Origin of the sequence: Brevundimonas sp. AJA228-03 (assembly GCF_017795885.1) — a bacterium.
Taxonomy (GTDB): Bacteria; Pseudomonadota; Alphaproteobacteria; order Caulobacterales; family Caulobacteraceae; genus Brevundimonas.
Genome location: NZ_CP059297.1, coordinates 706832 through 727241, shown reverse-complemented (window position 1 = coordinate 727241; position 20410 = coordinate 706832). Strand labels below are relative to the sequence as shown.

General features: G+C 67.7%; 20 protein-coding genes. 11 read left to right on the top strand and 9 right to left on the bottom strand.

Features of this window, described 5'->3' with window-relative positions; genetic code table 11:
• Positions 1–10 precede the first annotated feature (10 nt).
• Positions 11–2881, bottom strand: coding sequence for a TonB-dependent receptor (locus HZ989_RS03675; protein ID WP_209322293.1), 2871 nt, complete (start codon positions 2879–2881; stop codon positions 11–13).
• Positions 2882–3089: 208 nt separating this feature from the next.
• Between HZ989_RS03675 and HZ989_RS03670 the strand changes: the two genes are divergently transcribed.
• The gene (locus HZ989_RS03670; protein WP_209322292.1) at positions 3090–4187 is read left to right on the top strand and encodes a CapA family protein; all 1098 of its coding nucleotides are present in this window, start codon (positions 3090–3092) and stop codon (positions 4185–4187) included.
• 355 nt (positions 4188–4542) lie between these two features.
• Entirely contained in the window at positions 4543–6387 is a 1845-nt protein-coding gene (locus HZ989_RS03665; protein ID WP_209322291.1) for a DNA polymerase III subunit gamma/tau, read from the top strand.
• A gap of 4 nt (positions 6388–6391) precedes the next feature.
• Here HZ989_RS03665 and HZ989_RS03660 read toward each other — a convergent pair whose 3' ends face one another.
• On the bottom strand, positions 6392–7003 hold the full coding sequence (locus HZ989_RS03660) for a malonic semialdehyde reductase (protein ID WP_209322290.1): 612 nt from the start codon (positions 7001–7003) through the stop codon (positions 6392–6394).
• 139 nt (positions 7004–7142) lie between these two features.
• On the opposite strand from HZ989_RS03660, the gene HZ989_RS03655 reads away from it, so the two are divergent.
• Positions 7143–7472, top strand: coding sequence for a YbaB/EbfC family nucleoid-associated protein (locus HZ989_RS03655; protein ID WP_209322289.1), 330 nt, complete (start codon positions 7143–7145; stop codon positions 7470–7472).
• A 1-nt stretch (position 7473) separates the two neighbouring features.
• On the top strand, positions 7474–8076 hold the full coding sequence (recR, locus tag HZ989_RS03650; RefSeq protein ID WP_209322288.1) for a recombination mediator RecR: 603 nt from the start codon (positions 7474–7476) through the stop codon (positions 8074–8076).
• A 9-nt stretch (positions 8077–8085) separates the two neighbouring features.
• On the opposite strand, the gene ppc is transcribed toward recR, so the two are convergent.
• On the bottom strand, positions 8086–10794 hold the full coding sequence (ppc, locus tag HZ989_RS03645; RefSeq protein WP_209322287.1) for a phosphoenolpyruvate carboxylase: 2709 nt from the start codon (positions 10792–10794) through the stop codon (positions 8086–8088).
• Between the two features lie 109 nt (positions 10795–10903).
• On the opposite strand from ppc, the gene HZ989_RS03640 reads away from it, so the two are divergent.
• The 5 genes from HZ989_RS03640 (at position 10904) to rimM (ending at position 14680) form a co-directional block, all read left to right on the top strand.
• Complete coding sequence (locus tag HZ989_RS03640; protein ID WP_209322286.1) at positions 10904–11170, top strand: type II toxin-antitoxin system HicA family toxin; 267 nt, start codon at positions 10904–10906, stop codon at positions 11168–11170.
• Between the two features lie 5 nt (positions 11171–11175).
• The gene (locus HZ989_RS03635; RefSeq protein WP_209322285.1) at positions 11176–11496 is read left to right on the top strand and encodes a type II toxin-antitoxin system HicB family antitoxin; all 321 of its coding nucleotides are present in this window, start codon (positions 11176–11178) and stop codon (positions 11494–11496) included.
• 294 nt (positions 11497–11790) lie between these two features.
• Positions 11791–13353: a signal recognition particle protein gene (gene ffh, locus HZ989_RS03630; RefSeq protein WP_209322284.1), complete on the top strand. Its 1563-nt coding sequence runs from the start codon at positions 11791–11793 to the stop codon at positions 13351–13353.
• A 21-nt stretch (positions 13354–13374) separates the two neighbouring features.
• The gene (gene rpsP / locus HZ989_RS03625) at positions 13375–13974 is read left to right on the top strand and encodes a 30S ribosomal protein S16 (protein ID WP_209322283.1); all 600 of its coding nucleotides are present in this window, start codon (positions 13375–13377) and stop codon (positions 13972–13974) included.
• Between the two features lie 184 nt (positions 13975–14158).
• The gene (rimM, locus tag HZ989_RS03620) at positions 14159–14680 is read left to right on the top strand and encodes a ribosome maturation factor RimM (RefSeq protein WP_209322282.1); all 522 of its coding nucleotides are present in this window, start codon (positions 14159–14161) and stop codon (positions 14678–14680) included.
• Here the strand turns inward: rimM and HZ989_RS03615 are convergent.
• The 5 genes from HZ989_RS03615 to HZ989_RS03595 form a co-directional block, all read right to left on the bottom strand.
• Positions 14677–14850, bottom strand: coding sequence for a DUF1508 domain-containing protein (locus HZ989_RS03615; protein ID WP_209322281.1), 174 nt, complete (start codon positions 14848–14850; stop codon positions 14677–14679). The genes rimM and HZ989_RS03615 overlap by 4 nt on opposite strands.
• Before the next feature lie 92 nt (positions 14851–14942).
• Positions 14943–15740 (bottom strand): enoyl-ACP reductase, encoded by a 798-nt coding sequence (locus tag HZ989_RS03610; protein WP_371812996.1) that lies wholly within the window; start codon positions 15738–15740, stop codon positions 14943–14945.
• Between the two features lie 98 nt (positions 15741–15838).
• A complete protein-coding gene (gene fabB / locus HZ989_RS03605) occupies positions 15839–17068 on the bottom strand; it encodes a beta-ketoacyl-ACP synthase I (RefSeq protein ID WP_209322279.1) in 1230 nt (409 codons plus the stop codon).
• Positions 17069–17122: 54 nt separating this feature from the next.
• The gene (gene fabA / locus HZ989_RS03600) at positions 17123–17656 is read right to left on the bottom strand and encodes a 3-hydroxyacyl-[acyl-carrier-protein] dehydratase FabA (RefSeq protein ID WP_209322278.1); all 534 of its coding nucleotides are present in this window, start codon (positions 17654–17656) and stop codon (positions 17123–17125) included.
• A 93-nt stretch (positions 17657–17749) separates the two neighbouring features.
• Complete coding sequence (locus HZ989_RS03595; RefSeq protein ID WP_245162437.1) at positions 17750–18331, bottom strand: SH3 domain-containing protein; 582 nt, start codon at positions 18329–18331, stop codon at positions 17750–17752.
• 63 nt (positions 18332–18394) lie between these two features.
• Between HZ989_RS03595 and HZ989_RS03590 the strand changes: the two genes are divergently transcribed.
• Positions 18395–19381, top strand: coding sequence for a D-glycerate dehydrogenase (locus tag HZ989_RS03590; protein WP_209322277.1), 987 nt, complete (start codon positions 18395–18397; stop codon positions 19379–19381).
• A 122-nt stretch (positions 19382–19503) separates the two neighbouring features.
• On the opposite strand, the gene HZ989_RS03585 is transcribed toward HZ989_RS03590, so the two are convergent.
• Positions 19504–19758 (bottom strand): GlsB/YeaQ/YmgE family stress response membrane protein, encoded by a 255-nt coding sequence (locus HZ989_RS03585; RefSeq protein WP_209322276.1) that lies wholly within the window; start codon positions 19756–19758, stop codon positions 19504–19506.
• Positions 19759–19951: 193 nt separating this feature from the next.
• Between HZ989_RS03585 and HZ989_RS03580 the strand changes: the two genes are divergently transcribed.
• A complete protein-coding gene (locus tag HZ989_RS03580; protein ID WP_013267992.1) occupies positions 19952–20338 on the top strand; it encodes a helix-turn-helix domain-containing protein in 387 nt (128 codons plus the stop codon).
• Positions 20339–20410: the final 72 nt, after the last annotated feature.

Below are 20410 nucleotides of genomic sequence, written 5' to 3'. Positions count from 1 at the left end.
CGACTGAACCCTAGAACTGAAGTCCGACACGAATGTAGGCGCTGCGACCACGGGCATCATAGGTATAGATGTCGTAGTTGATGGGAGCGTTGGCGTAGGACGCCGGTGGCTGTTCGTCGAACAGGTTGCTGACCCCGATCGTGACCGTGGCGTCGTGCCTGTCGAACGAATAGCTGCCTTCCAGATCCTGGTAGAAGATGGCGTCGGTCTTGTCGTCCTTGACCGTGTTCACAATGTCGGTACTCTCGCCGATATAGCGGCCTCTCCACAGCGCCATCCACGGGCCGTCGCTCCAGCGCAGCGAGCTCTGGCCCTTCCAGTGCGGATAGGTCGAGCGGGCGCGATCACCCTTGCCGGCCCGTTCATCCAGAATGTCGGGACCCCCTGTCGGGTCAGGGCTGACGGTCGTGAACTCCTCAAGGTAGGAGGTGTCGAGCACGGCGGCGAAGCGGCCGATGTCGGTGGTGAACTCGTAACGGAGCGTCGCGTCGATGCCCGACGTGCGAATCTCCGAAAGGTTCTGCGACCCTTGCGTCAGGCGCGACACCGCCCCCGTGGCCGGATCGCGCCTGACCAGGTCGCAGAAGGCGCCGGCCCGGGCCGCGCACAGCCCCAGGATCTGGGCCGCCGCCTGGGAAGCGATCGCATCATTGATCTTGATATCATACCAGTCGGCCGTCAGCGTCAGGCCGGGAACAGCACCGGGCTGTAAGGCGAAGCCGGCGCTGAAGGTATCGGCCGTTTCCGGTTCCAGGTTCAGGTTGCCGGAGGTGACGCCGGGAATAAGCCCGTTCAGGTTGAAGTTGGCCTGGTTGTAGCTGGACGGAATGCCGGCGCAGCCAGGCAGGGTCGGCCGCGCCGCTGCGCCGCCGTTGCACGGATCGATCGCCTGGATGCTGACCTCGCGGCCGCCCTGGAACAGTTCCAGGATCGACGGTGCCCGGAAGCCTTGCGAATAGGTGCCCCGGACAAGCAGGTCCTCGACCGGTCGCCAGCCCACGCCCGCCTTGATCGTCGTGGCGTCGCCGACGGTGTCGTAGTTGGAATAGCGCGCGGCCAGGCTGACATCGAGGCGGTGGGCCAGCGGCATGTCCGCCAACACGGGGATGGCCAGCTCCAGGTAGCCCTCGTGCAGGGCGTACTCGCCGACGGTCGGCACCCGGGTCTGGGCGGTGGTCGTCGTGTAGAGATTCGACAACAGCACGGGTGTCGAGTTGGCATAGACGTCGGGCCGGTCGGTGGCCTTGTTCTGGCGGTACTCGTAGCCCGCCGCGACCGACAGCGGACCGGCCGGCAGCTCGAACAGGTCGCCGGTAATGTTGTAGGTCAGATCGAACAGTTCGGTGGAGTTGTACTCCCGCGTCGTGAACCGGATGTAGCTGGCCATTTCGGCTGTCATCGGCGCGAACAGATTGATCGGCACGCAACCCGCCGAAGCAAGGCAGTTGGCCGGATTGCCCAGGCCCCGGAACAGATTCTCGTAGTTCACGCCGTTCAGCGCAGAGGAGTGAATCTCGTTCTTGGACCAGCTGCCAAAGACATCCCACGACCATTCACGACCCACGGCGTTGAACGTGCCCTCGGCTCCGGCAGCGATGCGGTAGGTCTCGACGTCCTGGATGTTGTCGCGATTGCCCACGTCGGTCAGCACCTTGCGGACCCGCCACGCCTGGGTGGCGGCGAAGGTCAGGGCGTTGGCGACCGGCACGCCATTGGCGGTTCCGAACGGATTGAAAGGATGGTTGTTGGCGAGGGAATAGCCCCGGATCGTCCCGGCTGTGCCGCCGATGTCCAGCAGCACAGGCGAGAACAGCTGGTTCGACTGACGACGGTTGTAGAGCCCTTCGAGATGGAAGGAGATATTGTCAGACAACTGCGTCCGGAAGCGCCCATAGACGCCATACCGCTCGCTGGGGCCGGCCGAATAAATGCCCTGGGCCTGGGTGTTGTAGAAGTCGTCGGGCAGGACGGCGGTGCGGAAGCTGTTGTCGGCCAGATTGCCCGCGCCATAGCCGCCGAGCGCGAGGGCCGTCACGGGCGTGGCGGAGGCGGCGAACCCGGTTGCGGTCCCGAAATAGGCGTTGTTCGACAGGCCCGGCAGGATGAACAGGCCGCGCGGGCTGGTCCCGGGAGCCGTCAACGGCACCAGGCTGAGCGTCGTCCGTTCGCGGTCCGAGGTGAGGATCGCATCCTCACGCGCATAGCTGGCCGACAGGATGACCGAGCTGTTCTCGAACCGGCGGCCAAGGTTGGCGGTGGCCGAATACTGCTGGCCGTCACCTTCGGAGGTGATGCCGGTCCGGGCCGACAGGCGGACGCCGTCGAAATCCCTGATGGTCTGGACGTTCACCACGCCCGCGATGGCGTCGGCGCCGTAGATGGCCGAGGCCCCATCCTTCAGCACTTCGATACCTTCGATCATCCCCAGCGGGACGGTGTTCAGATCGACGAAGTCGCGAAAGCCCCGCTGGCCCACGCCATCGACCCAGCGATGCCCGTCCACCAGGACCAGCACCCGGTTGCCGCTGCCTTCCGCCCCGCCGAGGTAGCGCAGGTTGATCGAGGAGGCCCCGTAGGATGTGCCCTGTGTGCCGTTGCTGTTCAGGCTGACGCCCGCAGACGGCAGGCGTTGCAGCAGGTCACCGACCGAGATCGCCCCGGAGTTGCGGATGTCCTCAGCCGTCAGGGTCAGCAGCGGCCCGACCGAGTCCGCGTCACGGCGCTGGATGCGCGAACCGGTGACGACGATCTCGTCGACAACGGTGTCAGGCTCGGGCGTCGTCTGAGCCATGCCGGTCGTCGGCAGCGCCAGAATTCCGATCGACAGGGCGGCGACGGCGCTGCCCGAAAGGCACAGTGTTTTGATGCGAAAGGTCTTCATGGCTCGGATCCCCAATGTCTTGCCGAAGACGACTGCGTGCTTCGGCTCCCCCTGCACACACTGACAGCGCCCGTCACGAAGCTGCAACGGCATGGCTTCACCGTATCGGCTCATGCGTCCTGTGCATGGTCTGGGCTTGCTGTGCTGGATATAGGTATGGTCTGCCCGAACGGGCGGGCGCGACATGGTGCTGGACAGGCGAAGTCTGATGATCGGCGGAGTCGCCCTGACGGGTCTGACCGCCTGCGCCAGTCTTCCGCGAGGGAGCGCACCGCTAAAGGTCGCTCTTCTGGGTCAGGCCTTGATCGAGCACGCGCCGTCTCCCGAGCAATGGCCTGGACGCCCCGCCATCGCCGCGCGCCTGACCGGGGCCGACGCGGTTTTCACCAATCTGGAGACCGTGATCCGGGGCTCACGTGCCGGCGCGCCGACGCGCGAGCTGCTGACGCTCCACGCCGCCGGACCTGAAATCCTGGAGGCGCTCAAGTCGGTCGGTATCGGCCTGCTGACCACCGCGAACAATCATGCATTCGACCTGGGCAGCGGCGGTATCCTCGACACTCTGGCGGCCATACGCGCGGCCGGTCTGTCCAGCGCGGGGAGCGGTGTCGACATAGCCGAGGCGTCCGCCCCCGCCTTTCTGGCAACGCCGGCGGGTCGCGTGGCGGTCGTCGGCTTTGCCACAGGAAAGGTCCGCGAAGGCGGAATGGCGACCGAGGCCCGGCCCGGAGTCAACGAGTTGCGCCGCAACGCCGACGGAACGCTCCATGCCGGAGACGAGGCGCGGATACTGGACGCGATCCGGCAGGCCTCCGCCTCGACCGACCTGGTGATCGCCTGTCATCACAACCACGACTGGGAACCGGACAACGCCCTGGTTCCGGCCTGGCAGCAGGCCTTCGCCCGACGCTGTGTCGATGCTGGCTGCGATGTCTTCGCGGGTCATGGTTCGCCGCTGCCTCAGGGCATGGGTCTCTATCGCGGAAAGCCGCTTCTCTATGGTCTCGGAAACTTCATCTTCCAGACCGAGAAGGTCGCCGGCAGCTATCCACCCGAGGCCTGGACCAGCGTCATGGCCTGTGTGACGCGCCATGCCGACGGTCGGCTGGAGACAAGGCTGGACGCGATCACCATGAACGAGATCGGGCTGGGAGGTCACGATGACCTCGCAAGCCGTGGCTTTCCAGGCCTGGCGGCCTCGCTGGAGATGGCCGCCATCCTGGACCGGATGGATCGCCTCTCACGCCCGCTCGGCGGTCAGATCGTCGCCACGGCCAGCGGAGGCCGGCTTCAGGCGGCGACCTGAGCATCGCGCGGTGGGTGTTGTCGGCGCGGCATCGCTCCGGCCCCGCCGTTCGCCGCAGGGTCTACAGGTTCGACCGCGTCGGGCACCCGCCGTGTTCCCGGGCAGATGCGGCTCGACGGCCGCTCATGGATCATCTGATGGCCGGAACAGCCTGCTCATTCCCGGCTGCGGCGCGGCGAGAGCGCACCGGAATCATGATCTGCGCCCAGGCTTCAAGTGGGCGATCGGGCGTGGAACCTGGCAGCCAACGCCCAAGTCTCGGCAGTTTCAGCCGTGTTGGTCTTTCCCTGGCCGAACATGGGCAAGGAGTCAGATTCACACTGACCCAAACCGAGCGCCGCGCTAGAGATTGTGGATGACCGACGTCGACCTTGATTCCGGCGATCCGCCCTGGGCGGAGGACGACGCCCCGGAATCCGAAAAGCATGAGCGCGACGAGAACACCGACGACATGTTCGGTGCGCCGGCGGCCGGGCCGACTGTCGCTCCCGCCGCCGTCGCGACGGCTTCGGTCGCCGACGACGCGCATCGGAACGACGGCGAGGCCTACACCGTCCTGGCCCGCAAATACCGGCCACGCACCTTCGAGGACCTGATCGGTCAGGAGGCGATGGTGCGCACCCTGACCAATGCCTTCGCCACCGGCCGGATCGCCCACGCCTTCATGCTGACCGGCGTCCGCGGCGTCGGCAAGACGACCACAGCCCGTCTGCTGGCCCGGGCCCTGAACAACGAGACCGAGGTCATCGACCGGCCCTCGCTGGAGCTGACCGCCCACGGTCGCCACGACGCCGCGATCATGGCCGGTCAGCACATGGACGTGATGGAGCTGGACGCCGCCAGCCACACCGGCGTCAACGACATCCGCGACATCCTGGAATCCGTCCGCTATGCGCCGGTCGAGGCCCGCTACAAGGTCTATGTGCTCGACGAAGTGCACATGCTGTCGAACCAGGCCTTCAACGCCTTGCTGAAGACGCTGGAGGAGCCGCCACCCCACGCCAAATTCATCTTCGCCACCACCGAGATCCGCAAGGTGCCGGTGACCATCCTGTCCCGCTGCCAGCGGTTCGACCTGCGTCGCGTCGAGCCGGAAATCCTCGTCGAGCACCTCGGCCGGATCGCCACCCGGGAGGGCATGAAGGTCGAGGACGACGCCCTGGCCCTGATCGCCCGCGCCGCCGAGGGTTCGGTCCGCGACGGCCTGTCCCTGCTGGATCAGGCGCTGGTTCAGGGCGAGCGCGGCGAGACCGTCGCCACCGACACGGTCCGCGACATGCTGGGCCTGGCCGACCGCAGCCAGACCATCGCCCTGTTCGAACAGATCATGGCCGGGCGGACCTCCGAGGCGCTGGAGATCTTCCGCGCGCTCTACGGCTTCGGGGCGGATCCCGTGCAGGTGACCAACGACCTGCTGGAACACTGCCACGCGGCCTCGGTCGCCAAGATGCTGGGGCCGAATGCGACCCGCCTGCCCAACGATCAGGCCCAGCGACTGGCGGCCATGGGCGCCCAGGTCTCGGCCGGGACGCTGTCGCGGACCTGGTCGATGCTGCTGAAGGCGCTGGACGAGGTTCGCCGCGCGCCCAGCCCCGCCGATGCGGTCGAGATGGCCATCGTGCGTCTGGCCTATGCCGCCGACCTGCCCGGGCCGGAGGAGGCGCTGAAGCGGCTGCAGTCGGGCGAGCCCCTGTCCGGCGGGCCGGGTGGCGGCACCGGCACCGGTGGACCGCGCGGCGGCGGCGCCTCCGCTCAGATGGCCCCGAGAGCGGCCGCCCAGCCCGCCCTGCCGGACCCGCAGACCTTCGAGGCCGTGGTCGCGCTGATCGGCGAGAAGCGCGAGATCGCCCTGCAGATGGATGTGCAGCGCTATGTGCGTCCCGTGTCGTTCAAGCCGGGCACCCTGACCTACGAGCCCGTCGACGGGGCCCCGGCCAATCTCGCCACCCGCCTGTCGTCGCGGCTCAAGGACTGGACCGGCCGCCAGTGGTTCGTGGTCGCCAACGGCCAGGGCGGCGGCGAGACCCTGATCGAACAGGAAAGGAAGGCCACTGTCGCCCTGCGCGCCGAGGTCGAGGCCGATCCCTTCGTCCGCGCGGTGATGGAGGCCTTCCCCGGTGCCGTCGTCGGCGAGATCAAGACCCTGGCCCCCGCCGTCGAGATGCCGAGCATTCCCGACGACGGGGACGAGGACGAATAGGGCCCTACAGGATCTGCGCCGCCTCCTCGAAGTCCAGGCGCGGCGAGCGGGGGAACAGGTTCTCGTCGGTGCCATAGCCCAGATTGAGGATGAAGTTCGGCTCCACGCTGGTGCCGGCGAAGAACTCGGCCTTCACCCCCGCCGCGTCGAAGCCCGACATCGGACCGACGTCCAGACCCAGGGCGCGCGCGGCGATCATGAAATAGCCGCCCTGAAGCGACGAATTGCGGAAGGCCGATTCCCTGCGCGCCGCCTCGTCGGCGAACCAGTCCCTGGCACCGGGCGCATGGGGAAACAGTCTGGGCAGTGTCTCATGGAACCGGGTGTCCATGCCGATGATGACGTTGACCGGCGCCTTCAGGGTCTTTTCGCGGTTGTTGCCGCTCATGAAGGGCGCGAGCCGCTGGCGCGCCTCGACCGACGTCAGGAACAGGAACCGCGCCGGGGTGGAGTTGACGGCGGTCGGTCCGAACCGGGTCAGATCGTACAGGCGGCGCAGCAGCGCCTCCGGGACCGGCCGGTCGCTGAAGTCGTTGCGCGTCCGGGCTTCGGAGAACAACTGGGCCAGGGCGGTATCGTCCAGCGCCACATCGCGGGTGGAAGGATCATAGGTCATCGAGTTTGGTCCCGGGGGCAAATAGCAACGAATGCAGTTGCGAAAATAGGCACCCGGTTCGTCGGTGCAAGCGGGCAAATCACAGCATCGCGGTCCTTCCCCCCTGTCGCGACGTCGCGTCCCGGCCTATCCTGTGACCATGAAAGACCTGAACCAACTGATGCAGCAGGCCCAGGCGATGCAGCAGAAGCTGCAGGACGCCCAGGCGAAGATGGCCGAAACCACCGCCGAGGGCAGCTCCGGCGGCGGTCTGGTGACGATCGCGCTGAAGGGCGCGGGCGAGGTCACCGGCGTGAAGATCGACGACAGTCTGATGGTGCCGGGCGAGACCGAGATCCTCGCCGACCTGATCGTCGCCGCCCATGCCGATGCCAGGCGCAGGCTGGACGCCGTCAATACCGACCTGATGCGCGAGGCGGCGGGCCCAATGGCCGGCATGAACATCCCCGGCATGCCCAAGCTGTTCTGACTTGGCGGCATCGGCGGGACCCGAGATCGAGCGGCTGATCGCGCTCCTGGCCAGGCTGCCGGGGCTGGGTCCCCGCTCGGCCCGCCGCGCCGCCCTGGCCCTGCTGAAGAAGCGCGAACAGCTGCTGGAGCCTCTGGCCGCATCCCTGGCCGAGACGGCGGCCAGGGTCGTGTCCTGCTCCGTCTGCGGTACGCCCGACACCCGCGATCCCTGTTCCATCTGTTCGGACGGCTCGCGCGACAACGGCCTGATCTGCGTGGTCGAGGAGGCCGGGTCGCTGTGGGCCATGGAGCGGTCCGGTGCCTTCCGCGGCAAATACCATGTGCTGGGCGGGCTGCTGTCGGCGCTGGACGGCGTCGGCCCCGATGCGCTTCGGGTCGCCGAACTGGTCGGGCGGGTGAAGGGCGGCGAGGTGCGCGAGGTCGTGCTGGCCCTGCCCGCTACGGTCGATGGGCAGACCACCGCCCACTATCTGGCCGAGCGGGTCGCGGGCGACGGGGTCGAGGTCACGTCCCTGGCGCGCGGCGTGCCCGTCGGTGGCGACCTCGACTGGCTGGATGACGGCACGATCGTCCAGGCGCTGCGGGCCCGGCGCCCTGCCTGAACCCTTGCCTCAGCCGCTGTTGCGCAGACCGGCCGCCACGCCGTTGATGGTCAGCAGGATGCCTTCACGCACGCGGGGGTCGTCGTCGCCCGAGCGCCGCCGGCGGATCAGCTCGATCTGGACGTGGTTCAGCGGCTCGACATAGGGCATCCGCAGACGGATCAGACGGTCGAGCTCGGGCTGTCCGCCCAGAAGCTCCGTCTGTCCGCTGATGGCCAGGACCGCATCACGCGTCCGGTCCCATTCGGCCTTCAGGGCCCCGAAGATCGAAGCCGCCAGCGCCGGGTCCGGAACCAGTCCGGCATAGCGGCGGGCGATGGTCATGTCGGACTTGGCCATGATCATCTCCATGTTCTGGAGCAGGGTGCGGAAGAAGGGCCAGTCGGTCGCCATGGCGCGCAGCTCTTCCATGTCCCGGCCCTGTACGGCCGAGCCGAAGCCGAACCAGCCGGGCAGCATGACGCGGCTCTGGCTCCAGCTGAGCACCCAGGGAATGGCGCGCAGATCCTCGATGGCGGTGGAGGCGGTCCGCGACGTGGGCCGCGAACCGATCTTCAGCTCGGCGATCTCGTTGATCGGGGTGGCGGCGCGGAAATAGTCGACGAAGCCCGGCGTCTCATAGACCAGCGCCCGGTAGGCGGCCATCGAGGCGACCGAGAGGGCCGAAGCCGTCGCCCCGTGCTTTGCGGTCATCGCCTCGTCCGGCGGCGGGGCGAGCGAGGCGATCAGGGTCCCGGCCGTCAGGGCATCGAGGTTTCGCCGCGCCACGTCGGGCTCGCCGTATTTGTTGGCGATCACCTCGCCCTGTTCGGTGATGCGGATCCGGCCTGCGACCGTGCCCGTGGGTTGCGAGATGACGCCCGCGAAGCTGGAGCCGCCGCCCCGGCCCACGGCCCCGCCGCGCCCGTGGAACAGCTGCAGCCGGACGCCGACCGTCCGGGTCACGCCCAGCAGCGCCCGCGACGCCTCGTGCAGTTCCCAGGTCGAGGTCAGATAGGAGCCGTCCTTGTTGGAATCCGAATAGCCGATCATCACCTCCTGCACGCCACGCGCCCGGGCCACGGCGAGGGCCGAAGGTTCCTGCAACAGGCGGGTCAGGGTCGGGCGGGCGGCACGCAGGTCGTCGATGGTCTCGAACAGCGGCGCGGCCTGGATCGGGCAGGCGGCCGGGTCGTCGTGGCGATACAGGCCGACTTCCTTCAGCAGCAGATAGACCTCCAGCAGGTCGGAGGCCGCGTCGGTCTTGGACACGATATGGGTGCGGATCGCCTGGGGTCCGAAGGTGCTAAGCGCCCCCGCCGCCGCCTGCAGGATGGCGCGTTCCTTCAGCACCTCGGGGTCGTAGGCCTCATAGGGACTGAACAGCAGGCGCGGCGCGGCCAGCTCGGCTGACAACAGGGCGATGCGGCTCTCCTCATCCAGTGCGGCATAGTCGGGGCAGACCCCGGCCACGCGCAGAAGATGGGAAACGACTCGCGCATGGACGTCTGAATTCTGGCGCAGATCGAGCGTCGCCATGTGAAATCCGAAAACATCGACCGTGGCGATCAGGCGCGACAGGCCATCGTCGGCGAAGACCGCGCCGTGGCTGGCCACCAGACTGTCCTGCAGGACGGCCAGATCGGCCCGGAAGGCGTCGGGTCCATCATAGGGGGGCGCGTTGAACAGCGCGGGGCGCGGCGCGGTCTCTCCGGTCAGGATCGGATGGGTCGCCGACAGCCGGGCATAGATCTGACTGAGGGCGCGGCGATAGGGTTCGTCGGCGCGGTGGGGGGAATCGTCTCCGGACCCGGCCGCCAGCGCCTGCAGCGCCGGACTGATGGTGGCGAGCGAACCGGACAGGCTCAGCTCGGCCCCCAGGGTGTTCACCGCCTCCAGATAGTGGCGCAGCACCGCCTTGGCCGGCGTGGCGAAGGCGGCGCGCAGGGCGGCGGCGTCGACATTGGGATTGCCGTCCCGGTCCCCGCCGACCCAGGCCCCGATGCGGATGAAGGGCTTCAGGTCCGGCGCATTCAGACGCCTGCGCCAGTCGATCAGCTGTTCCGGCGCGACCTTCAGGAAGACGCGTTCCAGGAAGGACACCACCGTGTCGATCTCGTCCTGCACCACCAGGCCGGTCGTCCGCACCAGCCGGGTCGCCCACAGGATCACCGTCTGTCGACGCAAACCCGAGATCAGGACGTCGGGCGCGCACGACAGGTCATCGCGGTCGCAGGCGTCCAGCAGGTCCGACACGGTGGCGATCCGGTCGATAACGCTCTTCCTTCGCACCTCCGACGGGTGGGCGGTCAGGACGGGCGAGATCAGGGCCTCCGACAGCAGGGCCCGCGCGTCCTCGACCGAGCGACCGGCCTCCGCCAGCCGGGCCAGCGCCCCCTCGGGCGTATCCTGACGCGCGCCCTCGGCCGTCTGGCTGCGGGCGCGGCGCTTGCCGGCCCGGTCCTCGGCCACATTGGCCAGCAGGGAGAAGACCGCGAACCCGTGGGCCAGCCCCACCGCATCGTCCAGCGACAGGTCCGACAGCAGCCGCTCCAGCTCCGCCGAGCCGCGCGCCCCCGCGTGCCGGTGATAGCCGACGGAAGCCACCCGCACCGCCTCGATCCGGTCGTAGAGATCCTGTCCCCCCTCGTCGCGGATCACCTCGCCCAGCAGTCCGCCGAGCAGACGAACCTCCTCGCGCAGGCGATCGTCAGCGACGGGGGCGTTGGACACAGGCATGGTCATCTCGGGCAGCGGGGAGCCTGGACCCACACTGATGGAACACCGACCTTCAAGCGAGCCATGAAGCGTGATTTGATCTGGTATCAAAATCTGGTATCATTCTTCCGTGAAAGGCAAACATGCCAGAACGCTGGACGCCATCTTCGCCGATCCGGTGCGGGCCAATGTCGCGTGGTCGGACGTGGAGGCTCTGTTCGCGGCGGCGGGCGGCACGATCAGCGAGGGCCGGGGCTCCCGGGTTCGGGTCAGCCTGAACGGCGTCGATGCCGTCTTTCACCGTCCGCATCCGCAGAAGGAGACGGACAAGGGCGCATTGAAATCCGTGCGCCGGTTTCTGACGGAGGCGGGCCATGCGCCCGATACCAAGCGATGACGACCATGACCCATGACGGTTATCTGGCGACCGTCGAACTGGACGAGGCCGCCGGTCTGTTCCACGGCGAGGTGATCAACACCCGCGATGTTCTGACCTTTCAGGGGCGGACGCCGGACGAGCTGAAGACCGCCTTCGTCGATACGATCGCCGACTACCTCGACTGGTGCCGCGAGCGTGGCAAGACGCCGGACAAGCCCTTCTCGGGCACCTTCTCGGTCCGGGTCGCCCCGGAGGTCCACCGCCGCGCGGCTGCGGCGGCGGCGCGGGCAGGCAAGAGCCTGAACGGGTTCGTTTCCGATGTTCTGGACCGGGCTGCGGGGTAGCGTGCGACGGAGGCTGGGTCCGGGCCGCCGGATCCGAAAGCCAGGCGGAGCACTCCCGCCTTGTCTTCGCCGCCCTTTTCCCGCATAAGCCCGCGCTTCCGGCGCAAGTGAACCTCGCGTCTCCACCATCACGACCCCGGTTTCGACCGGACGAGGATGGCGAGAACCCCCTGCCGACGTGATCGTCGCCAGGGGCCGTTGTCGTATGGAGCCGCGTCACCCGCGCCGATCAGGTGCCCGTTTTCTGGATTCAGGTCGCCGTGACCTGAAGCGAAAACGGGTGTTGAGGTGTGAATGTTCGAGGCTCTGAACGAGCGGCTGACAGGCGTTTTCGACCGGATCACCGGCCGCGGCGCCCTGTCCGAAAAGGACGTGGCAGAGGCGATGCGCGAGGTGCGCGTGGCCCTGCTGGAGGCCGACGTCGCCCTGCCGGTCGTCAAGGACTTCATCGCCTTCGCCACCGAAAAGGCCACGGGCGAAGAGGTCATCCGCTCGGTCCGCCCCGCCGATCAGGTCATCAAGATCGTCTATGACGGCCTGGTCGAGATGCTGGGCGGCGAGGAGCCGACCCCGCTCAACCTGAACGCCACCCCGCCCGCCGTCCTGCTGATGGCCGGCCTGCAGGGGTCGGGCAAGACCACCACCTCCGCCAAGCTGGCGCTGCGGCTGACGAAGTTCGATCGCAAGAAGGTCATGATGGCCTCGCTGGACACGCGGCGTCCGGCGGCCATGGAACAGCTGGCCCAGCTCGGGACCCAGATCGAGGTCGCGGTCCTGCCGATCGTGGCGGGCGAGAGCGCGGTCCAGATCACCCGCCGCGCCCTGACCTCGGCGAAGCTTCAGGGCTTCGACGTCCTGATCCTCGACACTGCCGGGCGGATCACGCTGGACGAAGGCCTGATGAACGAGGTGGCCGAGGTCGCCGCCATCGCCAGTCCGGTCGAGACCCTTCTGGTCGCCGACAGCCTGACCGGACAGGATGCAGTCCGCACCGCCAGGGCCTTCCACGAACGCCTGCCCCTGACCGGTCTGATCCTGACCCGCGCCGACGGCGACGGGCGCGGCGGGGCCATGCTGTCGATGCGGGCGGTCACCGGCCTGCCGATCAAATACATGGGGTCGGGCGAGAAGGTCGACGCCCTGGAGGTGTTCGACGCCCGCCGCGTCGCCGGCCGGATCCTGGGTCAGGGGGACATCGTCGCCCTGGTCGAGAAGGCCGCGACGGAACTGGACCAGGCCAAGGCCGAGGCCATGGCCAAAAAGCTGGCCAAGGGACAGTTCGACCTGAACGACCTGGCGGCCCAGCTGCAGCAGATGAAGAAGATGGGCGGCCTTCAGGGCATCATGGGCATGCTGCCCGGCGTGGCCAAGATGAAGGCCCAGATGGCCGAGCAGAACATCGACGACCGGATGATCCTGCGCCAGGAAGCCATCATCTCGTCCATGACCAAGGCCGAGCGCAGGAAGCCCGACCTGCTGAACGCCAGCCGCAAGAAGCGCGTCGCGGCCGGGGCCGGTGTCGAGGTCCAGGACATCAACCGCCTGCTGAAACAGCACCGCCAGATGGCCGATATGGTCAAGTCCCTGTCCAGGGGCGGGCGCGGCAATCTGCAGAAGATGGCGGCCATGATGGGCGGCATGCCCGGAATGCCCGGCGGCGGCGGGGGTATGGGCGGCGGCATCCCGGGAATGGGCGGCCCCGACCTCTCGCGCCTCAAATCCCTCGGCGGCGGGCGGATGCCCGAGCCATCCGAAGACGAAATCAAGGCCCTTCAGGACCGGCTTTCCGGCCTGGGCGGCGGATCACTGCCGGGGGGCCTTCCGGGCCTGCCCGGCCTTCCCAAGAAACCCAACTGATCTCCCTGAAAGAAGACTGACATGCTGAAGATTCGTCTGGCCCGTGGCGGCACCAAGAAGCGCCCCTACTACTATATCGTCGTCGCCGACTCGCATTCGCCGCGCGACGGCAAGTTCCTGGAGCGCGTCGGCACCTACAACCCGATGCTGCCCAAGGATGGCGACAAGCCCCGCGTGACCCTCAAGGCCGAGCGCATCTCGGAATGGCTCGGCAAGGGTGCCCAGCCGACCGACCGCGTCGCCCGCTTCCTGAGCCAGGACGAAGCCCTGGCCGGCAAGGTCAAGTGGACCCAGGGCAACAACCCGAACAAGGGCACCCCGGGCAAGAAGGCCCAGGAACGCTCGGCCGAACGCGCCCAGCGCGAAGCCGACCGCGCCGAGGCCGAAGCCGCCGCCAAGATCGAGGCTGCCGAAGCCGCCGAACGCGCCAAGGAAGAAGCGGCCGCAGCCGCCGAAGCCGCCAGGAACGCGCCGCCGGTCGAAGAGGCCCCGGCCGAGGAAGCCGCCGCTGAAGAGGCTCCCGCCGAGGCGGCTGCCGAAGCCGCTCCGGCTGAGGAGGCCCCTGCCGCTGAAGAGGCACCGGCTGCTGAAGCCACCGAAGAAGAGAAGACCGAGGCTTAAGCGTGATCTCCCTCTCCCAGCGGGAGAGGGAGACCGCGCACGGCGGGCTCAGCCCGTCATCCTTGCGCGGTCGGGTGAGGGGTTACGGTCTGACCGGCCCCCACCTTGACCCCTCACCCTTTTGCGCGAGTCCGATCGCTGCGCTCTCGGGCGCTCAAGCCCTCTCCCTCAGGGAGAGGGGACTATGACGGCCAAACTCATCCTCGTCGGCCATGTCGCGGGCGGCTTCGGCGTGAAGGGCGAGGTCAAGATCACGGCCTATACGGCCGATCCTCTGGCCCTGACGGCCTATGGTCCCCTGCTGCGCGCCGACGGGTCGCACGCCCTGACCGTCCTGTCGGCCCGCCCGACGAAAGACGGCATCGTCGGCCGGGTGAAGGAGGTCTCCACCAAGGAGGCGGCCGATGCGTTGCGCAACCTCAAGCTCCACGTCCCGCGCGACCGTTTCCCGGTCCCGGATGAGGACGAATTCTACCTCGCCGACCTGATCGGGGTGGAGGCCCGCGATCCCGACGGCGTCGTTCTGGGCACGGTCAAGGCGGTGCAGAATTTCGGGGCCGACGACATGCTGGAGATCGCACCCGCCGCAGGCGGGCCGACCTGGTTCCTGCCGTTCACCCGGGCCGCGACGCCGGACCTGCACCTGTCGGACGGCTGGCTGGTGGCCATCCGCCCGAACGAGATCGGCGAGCGCGACCCTGACTAGACCTCTTCGGTCTCTGCGTCGCCGACGTGCTTCTTGATCGACTCGATCGCGCGTTTGGCACCCGACTTGTCGGAATAGCCCTCGGTCGAGAAGATCACCTCGGAATTGTACTTGAACCGGACGCGGAACTCACCGGCCTTGTCCTTGTAGATTTCGAACTTGTGGGCCATCCGGCACCTCCGCATTGCTGACGCCCGATATGGCCCCGCTTGTGCAGGTCGGGCAAGCCGACGAAGTCTGACGGCTCACACACGCCGGTGCGTTACCCCTCCTCGTCCCCCGCCAGCCCCATCATGTGGAAGCCGGCGTCGACGTGGACGACCTCGCCGGTGGTCGAGAAGCCGAGATCCGAGCACAGCCACAGGGCGGCTCCGGCGACGCCCTCCATCGAGGTGTCCTCCTTCATCGCCGACATCGCGCGGCCCTGGGCGATCATGCCCCGCCCGCCCGAGATACCGGCCAGGCTGAGGGTTCTCATGGCACCGGCCGAGATGGCGTTGACGCGGATGCCCCTGGGTCCGAGGTCGCGGGCGATATAGCGGGTCGCCGCCTCCAGCGCCGCCTTGGCCACGCCCATGGTGTTGTAGTTCGGGATGGCCCGCTCCGAACCCAGATAGGTCATGGTGACCATCGAGCCGCCGTTGGGCATGATCTTCGAGGCCCGACGCGCCACATCGACGAAGCTGAAACAGCTGATGTTCATGGCCAGCAGGAAGCTGTCACGGCTGGTGTTGTCGATGAAGGAGCCCTTCAGCTCGTCCTTGTTGGCGAAGGCGACCGAATGGACGACGAAATCGATCGTGCCGAATTCCGCCTCCAGCGCCGCGAAGGCCGCGTCCATCGAGGCGTCGTCGGTGACGTCGGCCTGGATCAGCAGTTTGGCGCCCACGCTTTCCGCCAGGGGCCGCACGCGACGCTCCAGCCCCTCGCCCATATAGGTAAAGGCCAGCTCGGCCCCCTGGGCCGCCAGCTGGGAGGCGATACCCCAGGCGATCGAGTTGGCGTTGGCCACCCCCATGATCAGGCCCTTCTTGCCCTTCATGAGTTCGCCCGCAGGCATGTTCCAGGCGGATTCGGTGGCCATGGTGTGTCTCCTCTTTGCCCCCTGGCAGCGGGGCCGATCAACGAGAACCCTCTCCCGCAGGGAGAGGGAAGGCATCAGACTTTCGAAAAAATCACCGTCCCGTTGGTGCCGCCGAAGCCGAAGCTGTTGGACATGACGGTGGTCAGTTCGACGTCCTTGCGTTCGCGCAGGATCGGCATCCCCTCGAACTCCGGGTCGAGGTTTTCGATATGGGCGCTTTCGGCGGCGAAGCCGTTGTCGAGCATCAGCAGCGAATAGATCGCCTCCTGAGCGCCTGCGGCGCCGAGGCTGTGGCCGGTCAGGGACTTGGTCGAGGAGATCAGCGGCATGTCGGCGCCGAAGACGTTGCGCACCGCGCCCATCTCCTTGGAGTCGCCGACCGGCGTCGAGGTGCCATGGGGGTTCAGGTAGTCGATCCTGCGGCCGCCGGCCTGGGCCATGGCGATCTTCATGCAGCGCTCGGCCCCCTCGCCCGAGGGCGCGACCATGTCGTAGCCATCGGAATTGGCGCCGTAGCCGACGACCTCGGCATAGATCCGGGCACCGCGGGCGAGGGCCCGCTCGTACTCTTCCAGCACCACGATCCCGGCACCGCCGGCGATGACGAAGCCGTCGCGGGCGACGTCATAGGCGCGGGAGGCCACCGAGGGCGTCGCATTGAAGTCGGACGACATGGCACCCATGGCGTCGAACATGTTGGACATGGACCAGTCGATGTCCTCGACCCCGCCGGCGAAGACCACGTCCTGCTTGCCCCACTGGATCTGTTCGGCCCCCGCACCGATGCAGTGGGCCGAGGTCGCGCAGGCCGAGGAGATCGAATAGTTGACGCCGCGCATCTGGAACCAGGTCGACAGGACCGCCGAAGGGCCGGACGCCATGGCCTTGGGCACGGCAAAGGGCCCGATCCGCTTGGGCGCGCCCTTTTCGATCGTGGTCTGGGCCGCCTGAAGGATGACCTGGGTCGAGGGCCCGCCTTCGCCCACGATCAGGCCGATGCGGTCGTCCCGGATCTCTTCCGGGCTCATGCCGGAGTCCCTGAGCGCCTCCTCGAAGGCGATGTGACCCCAGGCCGTGCCGTTGGCGAGGAAGCGCGCGGCGCGGCGGTCCACCAGCGGAGCCCAGTCCTCGGCGGCGGCCCCCAGCGACGGCGGGGCCCAGACCTGGGAGCGGAAGCCGTGCTGGATATGATCGGGGGCGGCGACCACACCCGAACGTGCAGTCCGCAGCGACGCCGTGACCTCTTCCCGGCCCGTGCCGATGGAGGAGACGATACCCAGACCGGTGACGACGACACGCCGCATGCAGTTTCCTTCTCTGACCCAAGGCTCCGCGTTGACCGCGGTATATATGTGATTTCAGGCGTCGACGGGCTTTTCGCCCGCCTGGAACAGGCCGACGCGCATGTCGGTCGCCGTATAGATAGGCACGCCGTCGGCTTCCATCACCCCGTCGGCGATTCCCATGACCAGACGACGGTTGATGACCCGCTTGAGCGTGATCTTGTAGGTCACCTTCCGGATGTCCGGCGTGACCTGGCCGGTGAACTTGACCTCGCCCACGCCCAGCGCCCGGCCGCGGCCCGGTCCGCCGATCCAGCCCAGATAGAAGCCGACCAGCTGCCACATGGCGTCCAGACCCAGGCAGCCGGGCATGACCGGGTCATTGATGAAGTGGCAGGCGAAAAACCAGAGGTCCGGATGGATATCCAGCTCGGCCTCGACATAGCCCTTGCCGTGCTCGCCACCATCGCCGTTGATCTCGGTGATCCGGTCGAACATCAGCATGGGCGGGGCCGGCAGCTGGGCATTGCCCGGTCCGAACAGCGCTCCCCGGCCCGAAGCCAGCAGGGCGGCGTGGTCGAAGGACGACGGGTATTGCGAAGTGTTCAAGGCGCGGCCGCTCCGGTGTGTTGCGCCGGGGTTACACGAGCGCGAGGGAGGGCTCAACCGCTACGGCATTCTTCCTCCTCCGGGGGAGGGAGACTATCCGGCGCGCCGGCCTGCCTCGCCCGCCCCACGACGCGCGTCGCACTGGGCCATCGCCTGGGTGCCGAAGACGGACCCTTCGGGCAGCCACCCCTTGATCTTTTGCGCCCGGACGCGGCACCAGCCGTCCTTGCATTCGTCCAGGGCGACGACCGAGCGGGGGCTGAAACGGGCGCGTACGGGGGACTGGGCGTTGCGGGCGGCGTGAACCGCGACCTCGGCATCCGAGCCGTTGAAGGCCCCGCGTCGGCCGGAGGCGACGCTGCGTTTGATCCAGGCGACGCCGTGTTCCGGATCGCAGATCTTTCGCCACTCGCGCGTTTCGGCGATCACCTGAACCGGCAGGCCGGCCGCGCGGTATTCCCACAGGATGCGATAGTCCAGCCCCGGGCCCTGGCGGGCGCGCACGTGGGAGGACTTCAGCGAGACCCAGCGCGGGACGTCCAGCCCCGTCGGTGTGGGGCGTCCGTCCGGCATGGTCGCGCCCGCGCCGGCCAGGACGGCGCAGGCCACGACGGCCACAACGCCCCCGATCCGGCGCGAGAGGCTTTGGACGTGGCCGCGAGACTTGCTAGACACCGGTATAGACCCGTCGCAGGCGGGCGAACCGCGCGGTCGCCCATTGAAAAACCCAAGGCTCCTATGTCCAATGCCCGGCTTAAGGTCGTCTTAACCAGAAGACTGCCCGACGCGGTCGAGACGCGCATGCGCGAACTGTTCGACGCCGAGCTGAACCTGAAGGACATTCCCTTCGACCGCGCGGCGCTGGAAGCGGCGGTGCAGCGCGCCGACGTCCTGGTGCCCACCATTACCGACGAGATCGACGCCGGCCTGATCGCCGGGGCGGGCGACCAGCTGAAGATGATCGCCAACTTCGGCGCGGGCGTGGATCACATCGACATCGACGCGGCCGTGGCCCGCCAGATCATTGTCACCAACACCCCGGGCGTCCTGACGGAAGACACCGCCGATCTGGCCATGAGCCTGATCCTGGCCGTCAGCCGCCGCATCGTCGAGGGTGCCCAGGTGGTAGCGGAAGGGCGCTTCGAGGGCTGGACCCCGACCTGGATGTGCGGGCGAAAGCTGTGGGGCAAACGGCTGGGAATCGTCGGCATGGGCCGGATCGGTCAGGCCCTGGCCCGGCGCGCGCGGGCGTTCGGACTGCAGGTCCACTATCACAACCGCAAGCCCGTCAGCCCCCGGATCGAGGAGGAACTGGGCGCGACCTACTGGGACGATCTGGACCAGATGCTGTCGCGCATGGATGTGATCTCGCTCAACTGTCCGGCGACGAAAGACACCCATCACCTGCTGTCGGGCCGGCGACTGGGCCTGCTGCAGCCGCAGGCCATCCTGGTGAATACGGCGCGGGGCGAACTGATCGACGAGGCGGCCCTGGCCGAGGCGGTAGCGCGGCGCGCCCTCTCCGGCGTCGGACTGGACGTCTATGAGAACGAACCGGCGATCCACCCGGGCCTGATCGGACGGCCCAATGTCGTGCTGTTGCCCCATCTGGGATCGGCGACGCTGGAGGCGCGTCAGGACATGGGCGACCGCGTGATCCTGAACGTGATGACCTTCCAGAACGGCCACCGACCGCCGGATCGCGTCATTCCGGCCATGCTTTAGGACGAGGACGCCGTGGGTGCCGGGGGGTCCACCTCTGGGGGGTCATGACAGCGGGCGCAACGAACACGAAAAAGGGCGGCCTGTGCGGGCCGCCCTTTCGTCGATCATCGTGGCGGAGGGGATCAGGCGCGACGCTTGACCAGACCCAGCAGGAACAGCAGCAGGACAGCGCCGCCGAAAGCGACCAGCAGGGTCACCAGATTGAACCCGCCGACCGGGATGCCCAGCAGGTTGCCGGCGATCCAGCCGCCGAGTAGCGCCCCGACGACGCCGACGATCAGGTTGGTGACGAGGCCGTGACTACGACCCATGACTTTTTCGGCCAGCCAGCCGGCCACGATGCCGATGACGATCCAGCCGATGATTCCGAGACCCATGTTCCATATCCTTCCAAACCAGAGGTGGCGAGATAATGCGCTGCGGCATCGCTGGTTGCGTCGCACGGCAGAATGGCGGTCTCCTGCTTCGGCATGGTCGTTCGCCCGTCACGCGAAGGCGGCATGGTGATTGCGGCATCCCGGACGAGCCGTGCCGCTTTGGCACAGCCCGCTAGAACAAGGGGACTGGGCAATGGCCACCGATATCGATCTTCACCTGGGGCGCCGCCTGCGCCGCCGTCGTCGCCTGCTGGGACTGACCCAGCAGCAACTGGCCATCCAGGTCGGCATCCGCTTCCAGCAGATCCAGAAATATGAATGCGGAGCGAACCGCATCTCGGCCGCGCGCCTGTGGCAGCTGTCCGAGGCGCTGGAGACGCCGATCAGCTATTTCTACGACGGTCTGGCCGAGGCCATGGAGCGCAGGGAGACCGCCAGCGCCAATGGCGGAGAGATGTTCTCGCGCAAGGAAACCCTCGACCTGATCCAGGCCTACTACCAGCTGGGCGAACGCCCGCGCCGTCGTCTGCTGGATCTGGCCAAGTCGCTGCACTCGGAAGGGGACGCGGTCGCGTCCTAGGGATCAGGGATTAGGGAACGGGGATTAGGGATTAGGTGAAGCGAGCGCAGGGCATCCCTTGACTAATCCCTA